General features: G+C 39.0%; 21 protein-coding genes and 1 tRNA gene. 11 read left to right on the top strand and 11 right to left on the bottom strand.

Annotated elements, in window-relative coordinates:
* Positions 1-33: 33 nt before the first annotated feature.
* The 3 genes from R2Q80_RS06975 to R2Q80_RS06965 form a co-directional block, all read right to left on the bottom strand.
* Positions 34-118 (bottom strand) — tRNA-Ser (locus R2Q80_RS06975).
* Between the two features lie 325 nt (positions 119-443).
* Positions 444-1,874, bottom strand: coding sequence for a pyruvate kinase (gene pyk / locus R2Q80_RS06970; protein WP_316798907.1), 1,431 nt, complete (start codon positions 1,872-1,874; stop codon positions 444-446).
* A 148-nt stretch (positions 1,875-2,022) separates the two neighbouring features.
* The gene (locus tag R2Q80_RS06965) at positions 2,023-2,442 is read right to left on the bottom strand and encodes an IPExxxVDY family protein (RefSeq protein ID WP_316798906.1); all 420 of its coding nucleotides are present in this window, start codon (positions 2,440-2,442) and stop codon (positions 2,023-2,025) included.
* A 157-nt stretch (positions 2,443-2,599) separates the two neighbouring features.
* Here R2Q80_RS06965 and R2Q80_RS06960 point away from each other — a divergent pair, with 157 nt between their 5' ends.
* From R2Q80_RS06960 to rnc, 3 genes are all read left to right on the top strand, one after another.
* On the top strand, positions 2,600-2,836 hold the full coding sequence (locus R2Q80_RS06960; RefSeq protein WP_008508386.1) for an acyl carrier protein: 237 nt from the start codon (positions 2,600-2,602) through the stop codon (positions 2,834-2,836).
* A 21-nt stretch (positions 2,837-2,857) separates the two neighbouring features.
* Positions 2,858-4,111, top strand: coding sequence for a beta-ketoacyl-ACP synthase II (fabF, locus tag R2Q80_RS06955; protein ID WP_316798905.1), 1,254 nt, complete (start codon positions 2,858-2,860; stop codon positions 4,109-4,111).
* Positions 4,112-4,204: 93 nt separating this feature from the next.
* On the top strand, positions 4,205-4,933 hold the full coding sequence (gene rnc / locus R2Q80_RS06950; protein WP_316798904.1) for a ribonuclease III: 729 nt from the start codon (positions 4,205-4,207) through the stop codon (positions 4,931-4,933).
* A 62-nt stretch (positions 4,934-4,995) separates the two neighbouring features.
* Here the strand turns inward: rnc and R2Q80_RS06945 are convergent, their stop codons facing one another.
* Together R2Q80_RS06945 and R2Q80_RS06940 are read right to left on the bottom strand one after the other, a co-directional pair.
* Complete coding sequence (locus R2Q80_RS06945) at positions 4,996-5,709, bottom strand: hypothetical protein (RefSeq protein ID WP_316798903.1); 714 nt, start codon at positions 5,707-5,709, stop codon at positions 4,996-4,998.
* A gap of 3 nt (positions 5,710-5,712) precedes the next feature.
* Positions 5,713-6,423 (bottom strand): hypothetical protein, encoded by a 711-nt coding sequence (locus R2Q80_RS06940; RefSeq protein WP_316798902.1) that lies wholly within the window; start codon positions 6,421-6,423, stop codon positions 5,713-5,715.
* Between the two features lie 165 nt (positions 6,424-6,588).
* On the opposite strand from R2Q80_RS06940, the gene R2Q80_RS06935 reads away from it, so the two are divergent.
* The 3 genes from R2Q80_RS06935 (at position 6,589) to nadD (ending at position 8,703) form a co-directional block, all read left to right on the top strand.
* A complete protein-coding gene (locus tag R2Q80_RS06935) occupies positions 6,589-7,452 on the top strand; it encodes a YicC/YloC family endoribonuclease (protein WP_316799284.1) in 864 nt (287 codons plus the stop codon).
* A 64-nt stretch (positions 7,453-7,516) separates the two neighbouring features.
* On the top strand, positions 7,517-8,086 hold the full coding sequence (gene gmk, locus R2Q80_RS06930) for a guanylate kinase (protein WP_316798901.1): 570 nt from the start codon (positions 7,517-7,519) through the stop codon (positions 8,084-8,086).
* A 44-nt stretch (positions 8,087-8,130) separates the two neighbouring features.
* Positions 8,131-8,703 (top strand): nicotinate (nicotinamide) nucleotide adenylyltransferase, encoded by a 573-nt coding sequence (gene nadD / locus R2Q80_RS06925; RefSeq protein ID WP_316798900.1) that lies wholly within the window; start codon positions 8,131-8,133, stop codon positions 8,701-8,703.
* Positions 8,704-8,753: 50 nt separating this feature from the next.
* Here the strand turns inward: nadD and R2Q80_RS06920 are convergent, their stop codons facing one another.
* On the bottom strand, positions 8,754-9,455 hold the full coding sequence (locus R2Q80_RS06920; RefSeq protein WP_316798899.1) for an SAM-dependent methyltransferase: 702 nt from the start codon (positions 9,453-9,455) through the stop codon (positions 8,754-8,756).
* A gap of 277 nt (positions 9,456-9,732) precedes the next feature.
* Here R2Q80_RS06920 and R2Q80_RS06915 point away from each other — a divergent pair, with 277 nt between their 5' ends.
* From R2Q80_RS06915 to R2Q80_RS06900, 4 genes are all read left to right on the top strand, one after another.
* Positions 9,733-11,349: a DUF6600 domain-containing protein gene (locus R2Q80_RS06915; RefSeq protein WP_316798898.1), complete on the top strand. Its 1,617-nt coding sequence runs from the start codon at positions 9,733-9,735 to the stop codon at positions 11,347-11,349.
* Positions 11,350-11,465: 116 nt separating this feature from the next.
* Positions 11,466-11,693, top strand: coding sequence for a YtxH domain-containing protein (locus tag R2Q80_RS06910; protein ID WP_316798897.1), 228 nt, complete (start codon positions 11,466-11,468; stop codon positions 11,691-11,693).
* A 59-nt stretch (positions 11,694-11,752) separates the two neighbouring features.
* The gene (locus tag R2Q80_RS06905; protein ID WP_316798896.1) at positions 11,753-13,153 is read left to right on the top strand and encodes an MBL fold metallo-hydrolase; all 1,401 of its coding nucleotides are present in this window, start codon (positions 11,753-11,755) and stop codon (positions 13,151-13,153) included.
* Positions 13,154-13,198: 45 nt separating this feature from the next.
* Positions 13,199-13,891, top strand: a complete 693-nt coding sequence (locus tag R2Q80_RS06900) for a class I SAM-dependent methyltransferase (protein ID WP_316798895.1) — start codon at positions 13,199-13,201, stop codon at positions 13,889-13,891.
* Here R2Q80_RS06900 and R2Q80_RS06895 read toward each other — a convergent pair.
* Positions 13,888-16,662 carry an outer membrane beta-barrel protein gene (locus tag R2Q80_RS06895; RefSeq protein ID WP_316798894.1) on the bottom strand — a complete coding sequence of 925 codons (2,775 nt, stop codon included), beginning with the start codon at positions 16,660-16,662 and terminating at the stop codon, positions 13,888-13,890. The two genes, R2Q80_RS06900 and R2Q80_RS06895, sit on opposite strands and share 4 nt — an antisense overlap.
* Positions 16,663-16,947: 285 nt before the next feature.
* On the opposite strand from R2Q80_RS06895, the gene R2Q80_RS06890 reads away from it, so the two are divergent.
* Positions 16,948-18,006 (top strand): nucleoid-associated protein, encoded by a 1,059-nt coding sequence (locus tag R2Q80_RS06890; protein ID WP_316798893.1) that lies wholly within the window; start codon positions 16,948-16,950, stop codon positions 18,004-18,006.
* Positions 18,007-18,029: 23 nt separating this feature from the next.
* Here the strand turns inward: R2Q80_RS06890 and R2Q80_RS06885 are convergent, their stop codons facing one another.
* Genes R2Q80_RS06885 through R2Q80_RS06870 form a run of 4 tightly spaced genes read right to left on the bottom strand, consistent with a single transcriptional unit; the run spans position 18,030 to position 22,275 of the window.
* Positions 18,030-19,373: a DUF58 domain-containing protein gene (locus R2Q80_RS06885; RefSeq protein ID WP_316798892.1), complete on the bottom strand. Its 1,344-nt coding sequence runs from the start codon at positions 19,371-19,373 to the stop codon at positions 18,030-18,032.
* A gap of 28 nt (positions 19,374-19,401) precedes the next feature.
* The gene (locus R2Q80_RS06880; RefSeq protein ID WP_316798891.1) at positions 19,402-20,379 is read right to left on the bottom strand and encodes a MoxR family ATPase; all 978 of its coding nucleotides are present in this window, start codon (positions 20,377-20,379) and stop codon (positions 19,402-19,404) included.
* Positions 20,360-21,550, bottom strand: coding sequence for a DUF4350 domain-containing protein (locus R2Q80_RS06875; RefSeq protein ID WP_316798890.1), 1,191 nt, complete (start codon positions 21,548-21,550; stop codon positions 20,360-20,362). The genes R2Q80_RS06880 and R2Q80_RS06875 overlap by 20 nt, the downstream gene beginning before the upstream one ends.
* On the bottom strand, positions 21,547-22,275 hold the full coding sequence (locus tag R2Q80_RS06870; RefSeq protein WP_316798889.1) for a DUF4129 domain-containing protein: 729 nt from the start codon (positions 22,273-22,275) through the stop codon (positions 21,547-21,549). Before R2Q80_RS06870 ends, R2Q80_RS06875 begins: the two co-directional genes overlap by 4 nt.

Below are 22,275 nucleotides of genomic sequence, written 5' to 3'. Positions count from 1 at the left end.
GTTAGTTTTTAAACTATCGACCCTTTTATTACGCGGAGAGGGCGGGATTCGAACCCGCGGTACCTTGCAGTACACACGCTTTCCAAGCGTGCTCGATCGACCACTCTGACACCTCTCCAGTGTTTGGGTTTGCAAAAATATATTTTTTGTTCATATCTACACCATAGATCGGGAAATTCTCTACGGGTTTTTTTAATCCGGCTGATCTAACATCAGGGTTTCTGTAGGAAAAGTACCGAAAATCTGTGGAAAGTGATCTGGATCTGTTCTCTCTTAAAACGGAGCTCCAACGGAGATTGTACGGAGTTTGTTCGGACTTTTACGGAAACATTGCGATGAAACTCCATCTTAACCTGGTGCAATTTCAGTTGTATTGTCGGTCAAAAAGAAAAGGTGCCCATAACTATGAGCACCTTTTACTGGTATTTGATTCCGGCTGCGAATTAATCGATAACCGTAATTTTTAACATGTTGGTTTTTCCTTTAGCTTCCATTGGAATTGCAGCGGTATTAATTACAATATCGCCCTGTTTAACCAGCTTTTTGCTTTTTAAGAATTCGTTAACCTCGATAATGGTATTGTCGGTACTTTCCCACTTATCATAATAGAAACCTCTAACACCCCAAAGTAAACTTACGGCATTTAATAGTGCCCTGTTGCTGGTAAAGATAAAAGTTAAAGCTTCTGGCCTGTGGCTCGAAATTTCGAAAGCAGTATAACCGCTTAAAGTCATTGATACAATACCAACTGCATTTGTTTGTTTAGCAAGGAAACAGGCTGAATCACAAATGGCATCACTTAAGAATGATGGAGATTTTGGTTTCAGGAATTTATCAGGATTGAAAGGGTAGTTATTCTCTTCAATGTTCTGGATAATTTTCTGCATGGTTTCGATAACGATCAATGGAAATTCTCCTACCGAAGTTTCGCCACTTAACATTACTGCATCTGCACCATCTAATACAGAGTTTGCTACATCGTTTACCTCTGCACGTGTTGGGCGTGGCGTGGTGATCATACTTTCCAGCATTTGTGTAGCCACAATTACCGGTTTAGAAGCTGCTCTACACTTAGCAACGATCATTTTTTGTAACAATGGAACTTCTTCCATCGGACATTCAACACCCAGATCTCCACGTGCAACCATGATACCATCTGTTACAGCGATAATTTCATCGATGTTGGCAATGGCTTCCGGTTTTTCAATTTTTGCAATTACGCGTGCAGTTTTACCACGTTCTGCGATGATTTTTTTAAGTTCGATGATGTCTTCTGCCTTACGAACGAAAGATAAACCGATCCATTCTACATCATTTTGAAGCACAAATTCCAGGTTCTCTCTATCCTCTGGCGTTAGCGATGGAATAGAAACCTTGGTATTTGGAAGGTTAACACCTTTTCTTGACGTTAAGATACCACCATGAACAATTTCGCAAACTACTTCATCTTTTAAGTTTGTAGATAAAACTTTCATTTGAAGTTTTCCATCATCCAATAAGATGATTTCCCCTGCCTGTACATCCTGAGGAAAGTTCTGGTAGGTAATGTAAATGCGCTCTTCATTGCCAATACATTCGTTGGTAGTGATGATGGTTGTTTTACCGTTGATCAGGTTAATACCACCTTCTTTTACTAAGCCAATTCGGATTTTTGGTCCCTGCAAATCGGCAAGAATACCTACATTATAATCATATTTCTGGTTTAGATCTTTGATGGTATCTAAAACTGCCTGGTGATCTGCCTGTGATCCGTGTGAGAAATTTAGACGGCAAACATCTAATCCCGCATTAAACATGCTATATAAAACATCAGGTTTTGCGGATGCAGGCCCAAGGGTGGCTACAATTTTGGTTCTGGAATGAAAAGGTTTCATTTAATTAATCGATTTTTAGCAATGCAGTTTGAGTCGCTAATTATTCTCTAAAATAATTAAACTGCATTAAAATTTATATATTTTGTTTTTTTGTTCGTTGATTATAACCCTCAAATATAGTGTATTTACTACACGAAGTATATAATTTTTATATTACCAAATTCTCTTTGCTTCTTAACTTGGTTGGATCAATTTTTGCAGCTACTTGAATATCAGGCAGTTTATTTAGTCCGTTTAGCAAATAATTCAAATCTTCTTTGTCTATAAATTCTTTAATTATAATGAAGAAATCCACATTAGCCATCTCCGGAATGAGTAAACCATCACTGCTTCTGTTGCTGATGAGGTAATATTCCACCTCACCCTGCTCCACAAAAAAATAATATTTGGAGAAAGCCCATGCGGGTTCATCTATATTGAAATAGATCTCATGATCGTCGATTTTTTCGAATTGAGTATTTAGCCGCGTATTAATTTTGTGGCAGAGAACATAGTCTTTGAGAGGTGCAGTGATTGCAATTAATATAAAATCAAGATCTAAAGTTAGCTTTAAGTATGTTCTATTCAAGGCGAAATAAATTATTTACAGAACGAAATTAAAAAACTAATTCTATATTCGCTTGTTATTTGAGAGCCAAATTAAGGTGTCGAAATAAAAACATTTGAAAATTGTAAGAATTTATTTTTCTTTGCACAGAATTATTTAACCATTAAATTATAAAATTATGTCTGATATTGCTTCAAGAGTTAAGGCTATTATCGTAGAAAAACTAGGTGTTGACGAAAGTGAAGTTACACCAGAGGCTTCATTCACCAACGATTTAGGTGCAGATTCTTTGGATACTGTAGAGTTGATCATGGAATTTGAAAAAGAATTCAATGTAGCTATTCCTGACGATCAGGCTGAAACCATCGGTACAGTTGGTCAAGCAATCGCTTATTTGGAAAAAAACGTTAAATAGAATTACGCTTTTTCAGTATAAATGGAATTAAAAAGAGTAGTAGTAACAGGGTTGGGTGCGCTCACTCCTATAGGCAATAATGTCCCTGATTTTTGGGAAGGATTGACTAACGGGGTGAGTGGCGCTGCTCCTATTAAAGGTTTTGATACTGAAAAGTTCAAGACAAAATTCGCATGCGAGGTTAAAAATTTTAATCCGGAAGATTTTCTGGAGAAAAAAGAAGCCCGCAAGCTAGATCCGTTTGTACAATATGCCTTAGTTGCTACAGATGAGGCCGTGAAGGATGGTGGTTTCGACTTTGAGAAACTGGATACCAACAGGATCGGTGTTATCTGGGGAGCAGGTATAGGTGGATTAAAAACTTTTTTAGACGAGATTTCAAATTTTGCTAAAGGAGATGGTACGCCCAGATATAATCCATTTTTTATTCCAAAAATGATCATAGATATCGCTCCAGGGCATATCTCTATCAAATACGGCCTTCGCGGGCCAAACTTTGCAACTGTTTCTGCCTGTGCTTCATCAACAAATGCAATGATCGATGCATTCAACTATATCCGTTTGGGTATGGCCGATGTGATCATTAGCGGTGGATCGGAAGCCATCATTAACGAAGCAGGAATGGGTGGTTTTAACGCCATGCATGCCTTATCTACCCGCAACGACGATCCTCAAACCGCATCACGTCCTTTTGATAAAGACCGCGACGGCTTTGTGGCTGGTGAAGGTGCCGGAACCATTATTTTAGAAGAACTTGAACACGCAAAAGCAAGGGGTGCAAAGATTTATGCCGAACTTGTTGGAGGTGGTATGAGTGCTGATGCCAATCACATCACTGCTCCGCACCCTGAAGGTTTAGGTGCAAGAATGGTAATGACCAACGCCTTAAGAGATGCAGGTTTAACTACTGCCGATATTGATTACATCAATGTTCATGGTACCTCTACGCCACTCGGCGATATTAGTGAAACCAAAGCTATTGCTGATCTTTTCGGAGAAGATGCCTATCGCTTAAACATCAGTTCTACAAAATCAATGACTGGCCACTTACTAGGTGCTGCTGGTGCAATTGAAGCGATTGCGGCGATTCTTTCTGTTCAGAATGATATTGTTCCTCCAACAATTAACCATTTTACAGATGATCCTGCCTTTGATCCAAAACTGAATTTTACTTTTAATAAAGCTCAAAAACGTGAAGTAAGGGCTGCTTTAAGTAATACTTTTGGTTTTGGTGGTCATAATGCCTCAGTGATTTTCAAGAAATACGAAGATTAATTTTACTGCTTTGCTATATAATTTTGTATGCTAATTAAAAATAGATAACTTAGTTAAATATGCTGATTAGCCGTTAATTGTGTTATTTATTTAATGCCGATATTTAAATTATATAAACTGTATCTTTCTCCAGAGAAAGAATTTGTAAAAAAGCTGAGAAACATTTTAGGCTTTATACCAGGAAATGTTACGCTTTATAAGATGGCCTTCAGGCATCGTTCTGTTGCCAAAGTTCTTAAAAATGGCAGCAGAAGCAGTAATGAGCGTTTAGAATTTCTTGGAGATGCTGTATTAGGTTCGGTTATCGCAGAGCTTCTCTTTAAGCATTATCCATATAAGGAAGAAGGTTTCTTAACAGAGATGCGATCCAAAATCGTTAATCGTGCAAATTTGAATCAGCTGGCTAAGAAGATTGGCTTCGATAAATTAATTCAATTTGATCAACGCTCGGTAAGTGTGCAAACGAAGCATAATTCTATGCTGGGTGATGCATTCGAAGCTATCGTAGGTGCAATTTATATGGATAAAGGCTACAACTTTACCAAAGATTTTCTGCTCAGAAGAATAGTTAAGCCTCACATCGATATTCACACCCTTGAACTTACTGAAACCAATTTCAAAAGTAAACTGATTGAATGGTGCCAGCGCCATGGAAAAGATGTGATGTTTGAACTGGTGCAAAACGGCGAAGGGGAGAGCGCAAAGTTATTTACCATAAGCGCCATTGTGGACGGCGAAAAACAGGGAACCGGCAGGGACTATAATAAGAAGAATGCCGAAAAGCTCGCTGCCGAGAAAGCCTGTGAAACATTAAGTATTTAGTTTGCTGCTTTAACTGTTAATCAATACCGATCAGATTGTTCCTTCAAATTTATCGAATTACCTTATTTTCCTTTACCAAGCGTGTCAGTAAACTTCTTAGAAGACTCCTTGATGTATTTTAAATAGTCATAGCTGTTCCAGTACTGCGCTTTATCGTATTCAGGTCTGCAGTTTAACATATATGTTTCCAGTTCCTTCCCCCTCAGATTAGTGTTGTTCTGGATGATCGTACCATTAAAGTATTGATCAATCTGCGTTTGTTTTAGCTCATTGTCTGCATATCTGCTAAACCTGCGTGCATTTTTAGGATCTTTTCCGACCAGGTTATATAGCGCATTTAAGGGACTAAACACAGCTGATAGAAATGTCGTTTTACCTCCGTTATAGACACCTTTGTTTTTAAAATCTCGTTTTAAATCTGTCAGGTCCTGTTTTTTGTTATTACCAACAATGGTCACCTCATCAAGAGTAGTACTTCCCCTTACCAGATAAATCAAAAGATCCTCATCCCCTTTCACTACAATTTGCTGGTCGATTAAGTTTCTTTTACTTACATATAGTGTGTCACCGACTTTGGCTTTTAACTGAAACATACCGATGTCATTACTTCCTACCCCTAAACCGGTACGTTGGTTGGTAATTTCGGCGAGGGCAATCCGGATGTTTGAACCCTTTTCGATCACCACCCCCTTAACAATGAAATCCTGTGCTTTAACTACATAACAAAACAAGCAGAGTATCTGTAGCAGAAAAGTATATTTAAGAAATTTTATCATTTATCAGTGGGTCAAAGTATCTAAGTAAAAAGCTGCAGATTTTTTAATGTAAGTTGCTGCATCGTATGTATTCCATTCTTTTATTTGTTCGTGTTTTGGCCGGTAATCGAGCATAAACTTTTCCAGCGCTTTTCCTTTCAGGCCTGTATTGTTTTTAACCATGCTTAAATTGAAAAACCTGTCTATTTCCATTTCCTGTTCTTCCCTATCAAGGTAATGATCAAAACGCCTGGCATTTTTTCGTTCAGCACCGAATAATTCAAGTACTGCAGCAATTGGCGAACGTAAGTAATATAAAGGATTTCTCTTATGTCCGTAAAAGTAAGTTTTCTTACGGTGTTCTAGTCTAACAGCTAATAAGTTTTCTTGTTTGTTTTCGGGTCTGATTGTTACATCTTCGAGCATTTTGTCTGCGCGAATCAGTTTAATAATCATATCCTGATTATTTTTAACAACCGCAAACTGATTTTCAAAATTTCTTTTATAAAACCATAAAGTATCACCAACCCTGGCTTTAACCTGAAACAAACCTAAATCATTGCTGCCAACGCTCACATGATTGTTAGTATCTGTTACCAGAACCAGGGCAATCCGGATATTGGTTCCTTTTTCTGAAATGACTCCTTTCGCCACAATTTGTTGTGCATGTGTATTTGTGAGCGAGATCAAGAGTGAAATCAGGATAAATGCTGGTAAACAGGCTTTTATATCCATCAGGTATTTTTAACAAAATTAACATTTGTTAACCTTTAAATTTGTTAAATAACGTTAATGCTTTGCCAGTTCATTTCAGTGATATGATGCATCTTCGCGATGTAAACCGCAGCCGGATCAAAAAACTGTAAACTTATTTTTCTATCTTTGCGCATGATAAAATCCATGACAGGATATGGCTTAGCAACAGCCGATTATGCAAACGCAAAGTATAGTGTCGAAATCAAGTCGCTGAACAGCAAATTTCTTGAGCTTAATTTAAAGTATCCCAAAGCATTTTCTGATAAAGAATTAACATTGCGTAATATCTGCAGCAAAGATATCGAGCGTGGTAAGGTTAGTTTGAGTATTAACGTAGAAAAAGCAAGTGGTGAACTTACTGGTGCAACCATTAACACTGCGTTATTAACCCATTACTATAATCAACTGGTTGAAGTAAATTCACAATTGGGGGCAGAAAGCAGCAATCTTTTGCAAACAGCTTTGACTTTTCCTGAAGTAATCAGTTACAAAGAAGAAAGTGTAAGTGAAGATGAATGGAATCACCTTTATCAGATTTTCCTTGATGCATTATCTAATTTCAATAAGTTTAGAGAGGATGAAGGCGCAGTTTTAAAGGCAGATCTGGAGCTTAGAATTAAAAATATTCTTTCCTATTTCAAATCAGTTGAGGAACTGGAACCGAAACGGATTGCTCACATCCGTGAGAAGTTTTCTCAGTTTCTCGAAGATGCTGTTGGTAAAGTTAATATCGATCAGAATCGTTTTGAACAGGAGCTGATCTATTACATTGATAAAATTGACATCACTGAAGAGAAAACCCGCTTGAAAAGCCATTGCGATTATTTTTTGCAAACACTGGCAAGTAAGGAAGCCAATGGTAAAAAAATGGGTTTTATTTCTCAGGAAATTGGTCGTGAAATTAATACTATGGGTGCAAAAGCAAACGATGCACAGATGCAGCAGTTTGTTGTGGGAATGAAAGAGGAGTTAGAAAAAATCAAGGAACAGTTACTTAATGTATTATAGCAAAAAGACAAATGGCTAATGCGAAAGCTTCCTGGCCTTTGTCTGTTAGCGTTCAGCATAAAAAATGAAACAAGGTAAATTAATCATATTTTCTGCGCCATCCGGAGCAGGTAAAACAACCATAGTGCATCATCTGTTAAAAAAGTTTCCTGAGTTAAGCTTTTCCATTTCAGCTACAACGCGTCAGCTAAGGGGAGACGAAACACATGAAAACGATTATTATTTTATCAGCAAGGAAGAGTTTTTACATAAAGTTGCCCATCAGGAGTTTGTAGAATTTGAAGAGGTTTATAACGGTACCTTTTATGGAACATTGCGCTCTGAGATAGATAGGATTTGGGATAACGGACAGCATGTAATTTTTGATATTGATGTGGAGGGCGGGCTCCGTTTAAAGCGAAAGTACGAAGATGATGCATTAGCGATTTTCGTTCAACCACCTTCACTGGAAGTTTTGAAAGAGCGCTTAAGTGGAAGGGGAACCGATAGTCAGGAGAAATTACAGGAACGATTTATCAAAGCCGAAAAGGAGTTAACCTATGCCGATAAATTTGATGTGATTTTGAAGAATTTTGATTTAACCACCGCATGTGCAGAGGCAGAGCAGCTTGTTGGCGATTTTTTAAATAGTTAGTTTCTGTTTGATAACGGAGAGATCTAAAAAAATGAAATCCGATAATGAAAACTGGTCTTTTCTTTGGCTCCTATAACCCAATTCACACAGGGCATCTCATCATTGCCAATTACATGGCTAACTACACCGGGCTAGACGAAGTGTGGCTCGTGGTTTCACCTCATAACCCTTTAAAAGATAAGAAGGGATTGAGCAACATGTACGATCGTTTGGAAATGGCCCGACTGGCCACAACAAGTGCAGAAAACATCAAGGTTTCAGATATTGAATTCGGGTTACCTCAACCCTCCTATACTGTGGATACGCTTATCTATTTGAATGAGAAATATCCAGGTAGGGAATTTGTATTAATTATGGGAGCTGATAATCTTGTCTCTTTAAAGAAATGGAAAAATTATCAGGCGCTCTTAAAAAACTACCAGATTTACGTTTATCCGCGTCCGGGGGCTGACGTTAGTGAATGGGAAAATCATCCTGCCATTACATTCACAGAAACGCCACAAATGGAAATATCCTCAACCTTTATCCGTTCGTCCATCAAGAATAAAAAAAATGTACAATTCTTTCTTCCTGATGAAGTGATCAACTTTATTGAGCGTAAAGGCATGTACCGGTAAGGGCGAAATTGGTTAACTGTAATGGTTTACAGTTAACCAATGATGTATAATTAGTACATCAAAAATATTGTAGGCTTTTTGTGGAGATCGATTTCTTCCTTACGCCAGTTATAAACACTCTGTGTTTTGATGTACTCATCTTCAGCCGTTAAGTTGCTGGCCACGCAAATCTGAGTATTTGGCTTACAACTTTTTAAAATTTCTTCAAACAACTGATTGTTACGAAAAGGAGTTTCAATAAAGATCTGAGTCTGTTTATAACGGCTCGCGGAAAGATCCAGATCTTTAATGCGTTTGGTTCGCTGCTCTTTGTCGATTGGCAGGTAACCCCAAAATGCAAAACTTTGTCCGTTAAAACCAGAGGCCATTAATGCGAGCAGGATTGAACTCGGCCCCACAAGAGGCACCACTTTAATACCACGTTTATGTGCTTCGGCAACAATATCTGCTCCCGGATCAGCTATACCGGGACATCCCGCCTCACTCATTAAGCCCACATCTTTACCCGCAGCTAATTCATTAAAAAACTGGCCTAAATCGGTACGGTTATGTTTTCCATAATCGTGCACTATCAGGTCTTTTTGAGGGGTAATTAAGCCGGCCTCTTTTAAAAACCGACGGGCAGTCTTGCTGTTCTCTACAATATAAGTGTCGATCTGGTTTATGGTATCAACCAAATAAGGGGTAAATGTTTTATGAGCCACTTCTTCGGCGAGTGGTACGGGTATCAGGTATAGGGTGCCATTTTGCATGTTGCAAAAATACTCACAATAAATAGAATTTAAGTTTTAAAGTTTTCTCCAGTGGCAATATAATCTCTTTTCTAAACAGTGGTGTAGCAAATTTTATTTCTGGTTGACTCCTTTTTTGCACAATCAAGCCAGGCTTAAAACGTTAAATAAGAGTTAAATGTGCCCTGGAGCGCAATATTTGGCACAAAAGCAAAAAACTATGCAAGCATATTAAACTTTGTATTTTTTTGGTGCTCTAATTGATACACACAACATAGGTTATTAAATAAACACACAAATGAAAACACTGAAATTAAAGGCAATTGTGCTGGGGCTTTTTGCGCTCCTTGCCGGAACCACTACCTTAGTCAGGGCACAAGACTATCAGGACGATTACCAGGATGACGGATATAGCACTGGCAACGTATCTTTACAAACCTTTTATGATGAACTTTCTCCTTATGGAACCTGGATTCAGGATCCGCAGTACGGCTACGTATGGCGTCCGGATGTAGACCAGAGTGAGTTCAGGCCATATTATACGAATGGACGCTGGGCGATGACTGAATACGGTAATACATGGGTTTCTAGTTATGACTGGGGGTGGGCGCCATTTCACTACGGTCGTTGGGTAATTAACAGCTACCGCCAGTGGATCTGGCTGCCAGATACTACATGGGGACCAGCATGGGTTGACTGGAGAAGTGGTGATGGATATTATGGATGGGCGCCGATGGCTCCCGCTATCAGCATTAATTTAAGCTTCGGCCGCCGTTATTCAGTGCCGGAATTCTGCTGGAATTTTATTCCTCAGGCCAGTATATATATCAACACCTTTCCGAGATATGATTATGGTCGGAACAATATATACATCCGAAATACAACGATCATCAATAACACGTATGTATACAATAGGAGGTCTTACTACGGTGGACCCAGGATTGAAGATATCAGACGTGCAACCAACCGTGATGTAACCGTTTACAGATATGCACAAGGTAACCGCCCGGGCGCAAGCAGGATTGGTGGAAGAGAGGTTTCAATCTACAGACCAAGGCCTGAACGCAATCAGGTAGATAACAGGAAAGCAGCGCCACGAAAATTTGAGCAAGGTAATGCAGGATTTAGCAGAGGTGGAAGAAATGAAGGTTATGCTAACCGCGATCCCCGAAATGGAAATAACAACGATCGTGGTGCAAATGGTAATGATAACCGTTTTGGATCGAGAAATGATAACAGACCAGCTCAACCTAATCGTGGCAATGATGTGAATCCGGGAAGAGAAAACCAGGCCAATGGTAACAGAGGTAATGTGTATGACCGTAATTCAAATGGCAGAGCAGATCGTGGCAATTCAAATGGTGTTAATCAAAGGGATGCTCAGTCGGGTATTGACAGAAGACCAAATGAGCAGCGTGTACAGCAAACAGATCAGCAGAGGGTACAGCGTAATGAGCAAATGCAGCAGCAACGTTCGCAGCAAATGGAACAGCAAAGGGCTCAGCGTAATGAGCAAATGCAGCAACAACGTTCGCAGCAAATGGAACAGCAAAGGGCTCAACGCAACGAGCAGATGCAGCAACAACGTTCGCAGCAAATGGAACAGCAAAGGGCTCAACGCAACGAGCAGATGCAGCAACAACGCTCGCAGCAAATGGAACAGCAAAGAGCTCAACGCAACGAGCAGATGCAGCAACAACGCTCACAGCAAATGGAACAGCAAAGGGCTCAGCGCAATGAGCAGATGCAGCAACAACGCTCACAGCAAATGGAGCAGCAAAGAGCTCAGCAGCAACAACAACAGCAACAACGGGCCCAACAAGCTGAACAACAAAGGGCTCAGCAACAACAGCAAAGAAGTAATGAAAACCGCAGTTCAGAAGGAGGCAGACCTTCAAGAGGCGGAAGAGGATAGGATAAACTTAAATGTCCCGATGAAAATCGGGACATTTTTTTTAGTGGATTGGTTTTTGTTATAAAATTTAAAACACGAGCATCTTAAATATGTTTACATACTAAATCACTAAGACCATGAAAAAAGAAACAAAAATTATCGTTGGCGTATTAGCCGGAGCAGCTTTAGGAGCAACCATTGCATTGGCATTATCTTCAGATTCAAGTAGCGACCTAAAAGAAAAGGTTTCTGATTTCTTTGCAGACCTATTGGATTCATCAAAAGATAAATTAGCAGGTTTGGCAAGTAAAGCTTCGGACGTTGCAGATAAGGTGAAAGATAAAATAGCAGAAGTACATGCATAAGAATTGTAAATGCCGGATATTTCCGGCATTTTTATGCTCATATTTCTAACCACATTTAAATGAAAATTGCTTTCCATGGTGCGGCGCGTACGGTTACCGGCAGTAAACACCTCATCACTTTAAAAAACAATACTCAAATATTATTAGACTGCGGCCTGTTTCAAGGAATGGGCAGGGTCACTGATAAACTTAACGACTATTTCGGGTTCGATGCCACTAAAGTCACCTATTTAGTGCTTTCTCATGCCCACATTGATCATTGTGGCTTATTGCCGAAGCTGGTTGCTGATGGCTTTTCAGGAACCATCTTCTGTACCTCTGCTACAATGGATCTGGCGAGAATATTAATGATGGATTCAGCCAAGATTCAAATGCAGGATGCAGAATTTTCTAACAGGCATATACGTGAAGGCGAGGAAATGGAAGAGGCGCTTTATACCGATCAGGACGTAAATAAAACCTTGAGTCAAATGAAAATTGTGGAGTATGAAGAAGACTTCGAAATCGACCAATATATCACCTTGCGCTTTACTGATGCCGGACACATTTTAGGCAGTGCAGCAGTTCATTTAACCATCCGTGAAGACAATCAGTCGATACGAATCACATTTTCAGGAGATGTTGGCCGATATGGAGATTTACTTTTAAAAAGTCCGCAACAGTTTGATCAGGCAGATTATATTATATTGGAGTCTACTTATGGAGATTCGCTGCATAAAGATCTGGATCCGATAGAGGAGCTGCTTCTGGATGTGATTAATCAAACTTGTAAGATTAAGAAAGGTAAAGTAGTTATACCTGCATTTGCGGTTGGGCGTACCCAGGAGTTACTTTATGCATTAAATGGGCTCGAACTAAAAGGCAAATTGCCGGATGTTTCCTATTATGTTGATAGCCCTTTGTCATCAAAAGCCACGGAGATTTTAAAGAACCATCCTGAAGTTTATAACAACGGCGTAAAAGAAGTTCTTAAAGTAGATCATGATATTTTCGCTTTTAAAGGACTTCGTTTTATTGAAAGTGTAGAGGAATCAAAGGCTCTGAATCAAGATCCGCGCCCATGTGTAATTATTTCCTCATCTGGAATGGCAGAGGCTGGCCGGGTAAGACATCACATCAGAAATAATATCAGTAATCATAAGAATACGATTTTAATGGTAGGATATTGTGAACCGAATTCTTTAGGGGGGCAACTGATCGCCGGAAAAAAAGTTGTAGAGATTTTCAGGGATGAATACGATGTAAAGGCAGAAGTACAATCAATTAAATCAATGAGTGCCCACGGTGATTATGAAGATTTGTTACATTTTCTATCTTGCCAGAATCCGGCGCAGGTGAAACAGGTATTTCTGGTTCATGGGGAATATGATGTACAACAGAATTTTGCTGCGCGATTGAAGGAAGCAGGTTTTAAACATGTTGCCATTCCTGAATATCACCAGGAGTTTGAATTGGAATAAAAACTTAATACTTCGTCATACAAGCCCGTTTTCTATCTTTGTGCTATGGATATTTTTGGTAAAGCGCTGAATGATATTTACAAAACCGGCGAAGCCGAGATACTCTGGTTGCACAATTCTTATGGTGAACCTGAGGAAATGCCTTTAGAATTCTTTTTTAGGGATGATGAGGACATGCCGGTTTTAGAACTTCAGGCATTACAGATGTGCCATGGCAAAGTATTGGATGTTGGAGCGGGGGTTGGTAGTCATGCCTTACTTTTACAAGCTTTCAATATTGATGTTACTGCTATCGACGTCTCGGATGCTGCGGTAAATATTATGAAAGACCGGGGGGTTAAAAAAGCGGTGCTCCAGGACATTTTTACATATAAAGAGAAGTTCGACACCATTTTAATGCTGATGAATGGGATTGGATTAACAGGTACTTTAGCAGGGTTTAAAGATTTTCTGATTAAATTAAAAGATCTTATCAACCCCGAAGGCCAGATATTATTTGATTCATCGGATATCTCCTATTTATATGAGGATTTGCCGAAACCCCAGAATCATTATTATGGTGAGGTTTCTTATCAATATGAATACAAGGGTGAAAAAGGAAACTGGTTCAACTGGGTATACATGGATGAAGACACCATTAAAAATGTCGCGAACGAAACCGGCTGGAATTGCGAAACGATTTTTGATGACGGGGAAGATCAGTATCTGATGAGACTGACTTTGCACAATGCCCCTTAAAAACTAAAAAATGTGGATCTGCCACCTACTTTCTGTCCGAAGTTTTGAATATTATAGGTTACAGTAAACATTCCATACCTTCCAAGATTATTACTTTGACTATCCACGATACTGTTACCTGTGATTTGAATACTCCTTCTCACATTACTTTGTAGGATATCATTAACCGACAGCTTAAGTTGTAAACGGTCATTTTTCATCAATAAATAGGTAAGTGCTGCATTCCATAATTTAATGTTATTGTTATAACCATTGATGCTCTGACTATTGATGGTCATCCCATAACTGGTTTCAAAAACGAGTTTTTTCGGATAGCGGACAATCAGTTCAGATGTACTTTGGTGGGTATTGTTGCTTAAGTTGGTGTAATAGCTATCCTGATACTTACTGCGGTTCAGGTTTATGGAGTAAGACTGGCTGATTTCTATAACATCATTTAAATTCAAACGTGCACTGGCGTTAGGACCAATGTTAAATACATCGGCATCGCTGCGGATATCATTAATGATTACGGGCGAATGGTTGAAGTTCATCCATAAACCTGCGCCAACCTTAAGGCTTGTTTTATCCTTTTTAAAGTCCTTAGAGATATTACCGCCTCCACTAAAGCTGTAAATTCCACTTGAGTTTATAGGATTGACCGTTTGTACACCATTACTGATATTTACGGTATTAATGATACCGTTTTTAGTAAAGTTTCCATATCCATATAAGTTGTAATTGATCTGGCTTTTAGGATCGTACTTATACATGTTTAAATTAAAGGTCTGTGTACGCGCAGGTAACAGATTAGGATTTCCATTCCGGATATAGAGCGCATTGGTATTATCTGCCACGGGCTGAAGGTAATTTACATCTGGCTCTGCGAAACGTGCGGAATAACTTAGCCTGAATATTTTATAGCGTAATTGAAAGGTTGGCCACATAAAATTATACCGTTGGTCAATATCCTCCCTGTTAGTAAAACGGTTGTTTAAGCCAATATAGTTGTAGATTAATCCGGGTTGAATATTCAGATTCTTTGTAATTTTATAGTTTAAACTCAGGTTTGCATTGGTTTTGACGCCGAATTGTTTAACAGTTTGAGTTAAACTTGGAACTACCACATCATACAACTGATTTGCAGGATTACGGTAAAATGTGTTTAGTGCATTTTCATTATTGATCACATTTCCGTTTACATCAACTTTAAGACTTAACTTCTTACTAATGGGTTCGGAATAATTGGCATAGAGATACGACCTGAAGTTATCAATTTGGTTATTCCTCAATTGATCTGTTTCTGTAGTAGAGGGGGTTAGGTAGTTAATGCGGGTGCTCCGGTTAAAATTTATGTTGGGATTAGGGGTTGAAGACACATCAAACCCGACACTAAATGAGCGTCCGGCCTTTTTAAAATCCTTGCTGAGATCGCCAATAAGTTGATATTTATTGGTGGCATTATTGCGGTCGTTTAAATTACTGAGTGAATTGATGAGGTTACCAGAAGCGTTTGTATTTCTGGAAAGCGTTCTGCTTACCGAATTATTAGAATTCAAAACCACAAAAGGCTCAATGGTGATTTGTGTAAGTGAATCGATCTGCCAGTCTAGTTTTCCGGCGATATTATGCTTTAAAGTAATCGAGCTGGTGTTTTCATCGGTGTTAGTGATCAACCTGTCGGTACCCAGTGTTTGATTGGTATTGGATAAGCGTTCCAGTAAATTGTCAGATTTACCGAAGAAATATTGCGTATTTAACTTAATTCCTTTTTTGGTGAGCGTATTGAGGTTAAAGCCAGCACCAGATGACGTTTGGACGCCACTGGTTGCACCTCCAAAACCTATACCATTAAATTCAAAATAACCTCCTGAATTCATCATCATTGAATTTACGCCACTTCGGTTAAAACCGCCAAGGCGCTGAACATCATTAGGGTTGAAGCCGGGCTGGTTGATGTTGTTCCCATAGCCAAGAATGCTCACCTGGGTGGTATCTCTAAAAAAGTTCATTAATCCACCTGCCTGATAGAGTTCCCTTAAGCCGCCCCCTGCATACAATTTACCAAATGCACCTTGCTTGATGGCTCTTTTTAGTTTTAAATTAATTACCTGCGGAATTTCTGCAGCTACAAGGTCTGGATTTCTTCTCTTTGCCTGTTTATCATCTACAACCTGCACTTTATCAATAATATTTGCAGGTAGATTTTTTGTTGCAATCTGCTGATCACCACCAAAAAACTCCTTACCATCAACCAGGATTTTGCTTACCGTTTTGCCATTTACCGTTATCGAACCATCTTCAGCAATCTGCACTCCCGGAAGCTTTTTTAACAAGTCTTCCACTACTGCAGACGGCAGCGTTTTGAATGATTCGGCATTAAATTCAATGGTATCCTTACGTACAATTACTGGAGGGCGCTCAGCTGTTATAGTCACCTCATTCAGGTCATTTGCTCTGCTGGAAAGGTATAATGTTCCAAGATTTAATGTGGGGTTTTGCGCAGTAAGTTCTACTTCTTTCCTGTAAATTCCATACTGCCATGCATTCACCACTAATCTGTATCTGATCCCGGTTTGCAGGTTATTGATTCTGAAAAGCCCCTTTTCATCAGAAAGTTTGTAAGTGGTTAAAACACTATCACCAGTTTTGTAAACCGAGATGGTTGCATAGTTCAGGGTATTTTTATGATTGGCACTATCAGCCAAAATACCTGTTATACTACCATTTTTTTGTCCGAAAAGATGTAATGACACAAGGCAAAATGCAATTAAAAGTAATTGTTTCTTCATGTATAGTTATGATTAGAGATCTAAAAATAGAACTGTTTGAGGTGTTGTGCTTAAAAATGTGATGAACGTTACAAAATATGTGATGGATAATTGCCATCTGTTTTACAGACACATCATTTAAGGAAATGTTGCATATTATAATTAACTAAATCTTTAGGTAAAGATAGCTTGTGGAGTTTTCCGTTGCAAGTCCAATCAAAAAAATTACAAACGTATTTTTTCATATCCTTTCACTGAACAGCTTTTGACGGCCAGGTTATTTTAATATTTGATTACTTTTGCGGCATGATTTCATTTTTCGAAGCTTCATTAAAGCAATTATCTATCCACCATACGGGAAATAAACTGGTAGAAGAATATTATAAACTATCTGATGCGCCATTGAAAATTGATGATGAGGTATTGGGTAACTTACTGATGCAGTATTTTTTAAAGCCCTTTGAAAAAGTAAATGAAGTCTATCGCTTTTATCATCCGAATGACAATCTCAATTTGAATGAGGTTTATCATTTTGCCCATGAAATTTTTGAGAATAATACGCTATTCCACGAGAATTCACAGCAGTTGGCCAAGTACCTGTATGATGTAGCTAATCATCCTAAAATAAAATCGGGCGAGCTATATGTTACCTATTTCGAAAAGGTACAGATTGAAGGTGAGCAGCTGGATGTAGTGGGGATTTTTAAATCGGAAACCAAAGATACTTATCTAAAGGTTTATCCTGAATTAGATGGTTTCAATATGAGTTATGAACAGGAGGCAATTAGTATAAATAAGCTAGATAAGGGATGTTTGATCTTTAACGTGGAGCAGGAAGAAGGGTATAAGGTTGTGGTGTTAGATCAATCGAAAAGCAACAATGAATCGGCTGTTTACTGGAAAGATGAGTTCCTGAAATTGAAAATCAGAAACGACAGTTATAACCAGACCAATAACGTACTTGGTGTTTACAAAAATTTCGTTACGCAGAAGTTAGATGATGATTACGAGATCAGCAAAGCGGATAAGATTGATTTGCTTAACCGCTCTATGAAATACTTTAAAGAAAAGGAAACCTTTGATATTGAGGAGTTCGGTACGGAGGTTATCGGCAATGCAGAGGGCATTGAATCTTTCAAAAACTACAAGAAAAACTACGAAGAGGAGTATGAGAGCCCTATTGCTGATCATTTCGAAATTGCCGAATCGGCAGTGAAGAAGCAGGCGCGTGCTTATAAGAGTGTGCTAAAGCTTGATAAAAACTTTCATATTTATATCCATGGGAATAAGGATATGATTGAAAAAGGTTATGACGATGATAAGTCGATGAACTTTTATAAAGTTTATTTTCGGGAAGAGGAATAGTGTCGGGCGGTTTAGGGTTGGTGCTAAATTCTGTTCTGTGCTTTGATGGCCAGGTACTGATTTACGACACTAATGGTTAGGTTTTGAGGAGCAGTTAAAACGGATAATATTCCATTTTTATTTAGCTCTTTAACCATCAGTTTCTTTTCATAAATGAACTTTTCGGCAATTGTTTTGTGGTAAATGCCTTCAATATCTTTAGCTGGTTCGGTGCTTAGCGATTTCAATTCGGTGTTTTCAAAAAAGACCACAAGCAGAAGATGCCATTTAGCAAGCCTTCTTAGATAAGGCATTTGCCGTTGGAGGGCAGATAAACTTTCAAAGTTGGTGAAAAAGATCAATAGCCCACGCTGCTTCACAACAGTCCGCACGCAACTATAAAGGGCTTCGAGGTTGCTTTCCAGGTACCTTGTTTTTTCCTTATATAATACATTCATCATGTTGCCGAGCTGAGCAGCTCTTCTGTCGGCCTGTACAACTGATCCAATACGTTCGGAAATGGTAATCAAACCGGCTTTATCTTCTTTGAGCATGGCTACTTTTGCAAGCGCAACGCTGGCATTGATGGCATAATCAAGTAAACTTAATCCTTCAAAAGGCATTCGCATTACTCTGGATTTATCAATCAGACAATAAATATTCTGAGACCGCTCATCGGTGTAGGTATTCACCATCAGACTTCCCTTGCGGGCGGTGGCTTTCCAGTTCAGGGTACGGATGTCATCTCCGCCAACATAATTTTTAATCTGGTCAAATTCACGGCTCTGGCCAATTTTTCTGATTTTTTTTATTCCGAGATCGGTAAGCTGATTGGAAACCGCCATCAATTCATATTGACCCAAATGAATGAAGGAAGGGTAAACAGGAATTATGACTGCACCATCGAAATTAAATCTCCTGCACACTAAACCCAATGGTGAACTGATGTAAGCCCTGATAAAGCCAAAATCGTATTCTCCCCGTTTGGTGGGCCTTAGGTTATAATGAATGGATTTAGCCTCTGCAGATTTTAAATCAAATTTAAAGTCTTTATCCCTAACCTGAAACTGAAAAGGAATTTCATCGATTACACGCGCCCGGACTCCGAATCCGTAACGGTTCTTTATTTCTATTTGAATCGGATTTTCATCCCCATTACTTAAACGCTTCGGTGTAACACGTTTAGCTTCAATTCCATGGTGGCGGTATAAAATAAACACATCAGTAAAAAAAAGTACACATACCGCTCCTATGGTTATGTGAGGAATGTAGCCCAACCAATGGAAAAAGAATTTTAACAAAAAAAGGACAACACAGGCTCCTAATACCATAAATATTCGGTCGTTAAGAAACAGATTGGTATAATATTGTTCAAAGATCTTTTTCAATGTCAGCTGTTAAGTTAGGTAAGAATTCTTATCTGGGAATCTCGATTTGTCTGATGATCTGGTTAATAATATCATTTGTAGTGAGGCCTTCCATTTCTTTTTCTGGTGAGAGTAGTATACGGTGGGTTAACACAGGATTTGCTACCGCAATAATATCATCGGGTGTTACGAAATCGCGTCCTTGAATCGCTGCAAGGGCTTTTGCACTGTGCACAATTGCCAGTGAGGCCCGTGGAGATGCACCAAGGTACAGTGCAGGATTATGGCGTGTCTCACTCACGATTTTCGCTATAAATTCCAACAATTTAGGCTCCACGTATAGGTTCCTTACAATAGCTCTTGCAGCCATGATCTGATCAACAGATAAGACCGGTTTTACTTCACTGGACAAGGTTTTGTTCACCAGATGATGCTGAGCAGCTAATATTGCGGTTTCTTCTTCCAGGGATGGATATTTTACCTCAATTTTGAGTAAGAAACGATCCAGTTGGGCTTCAGGCAGGCGATAGGTACCTTCTTGTTCAATCGGGTTTTGGGTGGCCAATACCATAAAAGGTTCGTCCATTGTATAAGTAACGCCATCAATAGTTACCTGACGCTCTTCCATTACCTCAAATAAAGCAGATTGTGTTTTTGCAGGTGCACGGTTGATCTCATCCACCAGGATAATATTGCCAAATATCGGACCTTTTCTAAATTCAAAGTCGCCGGTTTTGGTGTTAAAGATTGGTGTTCCGAGTACATCTGAAGGCATTAAATCCGGCGTAAACTGTACCCTCGAAAACTGTGCATCAATTGATTTGGCCAGTAATTTGGCACTCAGCGTTTTTGCAACTCCGGGAACACCTTCAATGAGCAGGTGTCCATCAGCGAGCAGGCCAACAATCAAGAAGTCTATAACCTGTTTTTGTCCAATAATAATATCGCCAAGTACGTTTCTGATCTGATTAACTGCCTCGTTTAAAGTGGTCAGATCTGTACGTTGGTTAAATTGTTCCTGCTCCATTTCTAGTTGTAGTTTTATAAAATTGTTCAATACTATCATTTAAAGCGATGAGCTCATAATCGCTCAAATTGCTCATTTTTGGAATTTGAATGAAATGCCTGGTCAAGGTTTTTGCTGATACTTCATTTATTCCGGTTTTTTCTTTTAAAATTTCTGCAAAGCCGCTTTCCATATCATTGGTTTTGAGGTGGTATCTGCTGCGGAGGTATTCCAGAAAATAACTGATTTTCTTCAAGGCTATATCCAGGTTATTTCTTCCGTGATAATAGACACTTCCCACTACATTGACAAATTCAACGGACGAGTTTTTGTAGGGATCAGCTAAGGGAATTATTCGTTGCCTGCGCTTCATGTCATATAAAACAAATAGGATTAAGCTAAAAATGGCGAGGTAATAAGCCCAGGTTAGTTCAGGGTGTTCAAAGAGAACCCGAAGTACATCAGTGGTTTCATTCTTTTTTTCTGCAAAGTATTCATCAAAAATAATCAGGTTACTTTTTTGAATATAACTAAGTGTTTTTGCAGCATATTCGGCACCATATTTATCAAGTAAAGTAAAATTGGTATAAAAGCCAGGCTCGGCTACCAAATAAAGTGCACCTTTACCAAATTCATATTTAACAAAGTTGGGCTGTTGCAAACCATTTACCCCTAATACAATTGCCCTGGATTTATCTATTGTACTAAAATACTGGCTACCGATTCCCCGTTTAAATCCGTAACTCGATTCGGTTTTTAGATTTTGATTAGTGAAGTTGAGTATCCTCCCCTCCTGTGCCAAACCTAACTTTGTTTTCAGTTTGAGTTCAATGGCCATTTTACCAAAAGAATAGCTTGCAATGAAGATTGAATTACCAGCACTCATAAATTTCTTCATCTCTCCAAAGTCAGTTGTACTGATTTCTGCTTTCTGTGCAACTATGAAATAGGTACAGCCGGTAACTTTTGCATTTTTGAGGGTATTGTAAACAGCTAATTTTGATTGTTGCACAATTACCTTTGGTGCAATATCTTTAATCCTGTTATGCAGGATAAAGGTACCATAAGGAATTTTGTCATTGCCTAGGTAGGTTGGCGCCCAGTTGGTTGGTGTAGGTTTGTTATAGAGCGCAACCAGATAAGTCAGGATGATCAGCACGCCAACAGCAAAAATGATTTTATAACCTTTCATTTAATCTGGGTTTTAAACTCATTAAACAATTGGTTGATTGGTTGGAAATTATGACTGTCTATAGGGAAATCGCCATACCAGATGTAATCAAACTTAATGGTTAAACGACTGAAGTTGTTTCGCAATGCAGGTTCGCTGATTTCCGTCAGGTAGTTGTAATTGGTTTTATCAGGCTGCCATTGAATGATTTGAGCATCGCTCAGTTTTTTTAATGACTGAAGATAGAGCATCCTTACTGCAAGGCGATACTTGCCTTCACTGATCAGGCGATTAAGCTCCTGATCATAATCTATGTCATGTATATTTTCAGTAATTACATCGTAGGGTAATATCGTTTCCGGTGATCGCCTGCTAAAAATATTTTCTGCACCCACCATTCTGATGACAATGTAAATGATAATGGCTACTCCGGCACCGATAAAGAAATACTTCAAAACATAGTTAGATGCGGCACCATAGAATAGTCTGGCGATTAGTCCCCATACCAACATCCAGAATTTGTCCCACCATGACAGTTGTTGTGCTTGATTATCGTCGTATTGAAATTCTTTCTGATCCTGATAGTCTCTTATCGCTTCCCTGTTAAACTCTGCCGGTGCAATATTGCTGCTGTCTTTCCTTAAGATGGTATCGGCTTTTAGGGGCTTTACAGCTTTTGCATGAACATGGGCAGGGTGAAAGTAGAGCGCAAGGACAAACAGAAACCCGGCAAGAAATCGCAACAT

Origin of the sequence: Pedobacter frigidisoli, from assembly GCF_032678525.1 — a bacterium.
Taxonomy (GTDB): Bacteria; Bacteroidota; Bacteroidia; order Sphingobacteriales; family Sphingobacteriaceae; genus Pedobacter; species Pedobacter frigidisoli_A.
Note: the sequence above shows the minus strand (reverse complement) of the source record. Positions and strands in the feature narration are given on the sequence as shown.

Coding starts and splice junctions, on each gene's coding strand:
- R2Q80_RS06870 (WP_316798889.1), bottom strand. CDS start 22,275: ATGTTGCGATTTCTTGCCGGGTTTCTGTTTGTCCTTGCGCTCTACTTT.
- R2Q80_RS06895 (WP_316798894.1), bottom strand. CDS start 16,662: ATGAAGAAACAATTACTTTTAATTGCATTTTGCCTTGTGTCATTACAT.
- R2Q80_RS06945 (WP_316798903.1), bottom strand. CDS start 5,709: ATGATAAAATTTCTTAAATATACTTTTCTGCTACAGATACTCTGCTTG.
- R2Q80_RS06880 (WP_316798891.1), bottom strand. CDS start 20,379: ATGGAGCAGGAACAATTTAACCAACGTACAGATCTGACCACTTTAAAC.
- R2Q80_RS06960 (WP_008508386.1), top strand. CDS start 2,600: ATGTCTGATATTGCTTCAAGAGTTAAGGCTATTATCGTAGAAAAACTA.
- rnc (WP_316798904.1), top strand. CDS start 4,205: ATGCCGATATTTAAATTATATAAACTGTATCTTTCTCCAGAGAAAGAA.
- gmk (WP_316798901.1), top strand. CDS start 7,517: ATGAAACAAGGTAAATTAATCATATTTTCTGCGCCATCCGGAGCAGGT.
- R2Q80_RS06900 (WP_316798895.1), top strand. CDS start 13,199: ATGGATATTTTTGGTAAAGCGCTGAATGATATTTACAAAACCGGCGAA.
- fabF (WP_316798905.1), top strand. CDS start 2,858: ATGGAATTAAAAAGAGTAGTAGTAACAGGGTTGGGTGCGCTCACTCCT.
- R2Q80_RS06940 (WP_316798902.1), bottom strand. CDS start 6,423: ATGGATATAAAAGCCTGTTTACCAGCATTTATCCTGATTTCACTCTTG.
- R2Q80_RS06915 (WP_316798898.1), top strand. CDS start 9,733: ATGAAAACACTGAAATTAAAGGCAATTGTGCTGGGGCTTTTTGCGCTC.
- R2Q80_RS06910 (WP_316798897.1), top strand. CDS start 11,466: ATGAAAAAAGAAACAAAAATTATCGTTGGCGTATTAGCCGGAGCAGCT.
- R2Q80_RS06875 (WP_316798890.1), bottom strand. CDS start 21,550: ATGAAAGGTTATAAAATCATTTTTGCTGTTGGCGTGCTGATCATCCTG.
- R2Q80_RS06920 (WP_316798899.1), bottom strand. CDS start 9,455: ATGCAAAATGGCACCCTATACCTGATACCCGTACCACTCGCCGAAGAA.
- pyk (WP_316798907.1), bottom strand. CDS start 1,874: ATGAAACCTTTTCATTCCAGAACCAAAATTGTAGCCACCCTTGGGCCT.
- nadD (WP_316798900.1), top strand. CDS start 8,131: ATGAAAACTGGTCTTTTCTTTGGCTCCTATAACCCAATTCACACAGGG.
- R2Q80_RS06905 (WP_316798896.1), top strand. CDS start 11,753: ATGAAAATTGCTTTCCATGGTGCGGCGCGTACGGTTACCGGCAGTAAA.
- R2Q80_RS06935 (WP_316799284.1), top strand. CDS start 6,589: ATGACAGGATATGGCTTAGCAACAGCCGATTATGCAAACGCAAAGTAT.
- R2Q80_RS06890 (WP_316798893.1), top strand. CDS start 16,948: ATGATTTCATTTTTCGAAGCTTCATTAAAGCAATTATCTATCCACCAT.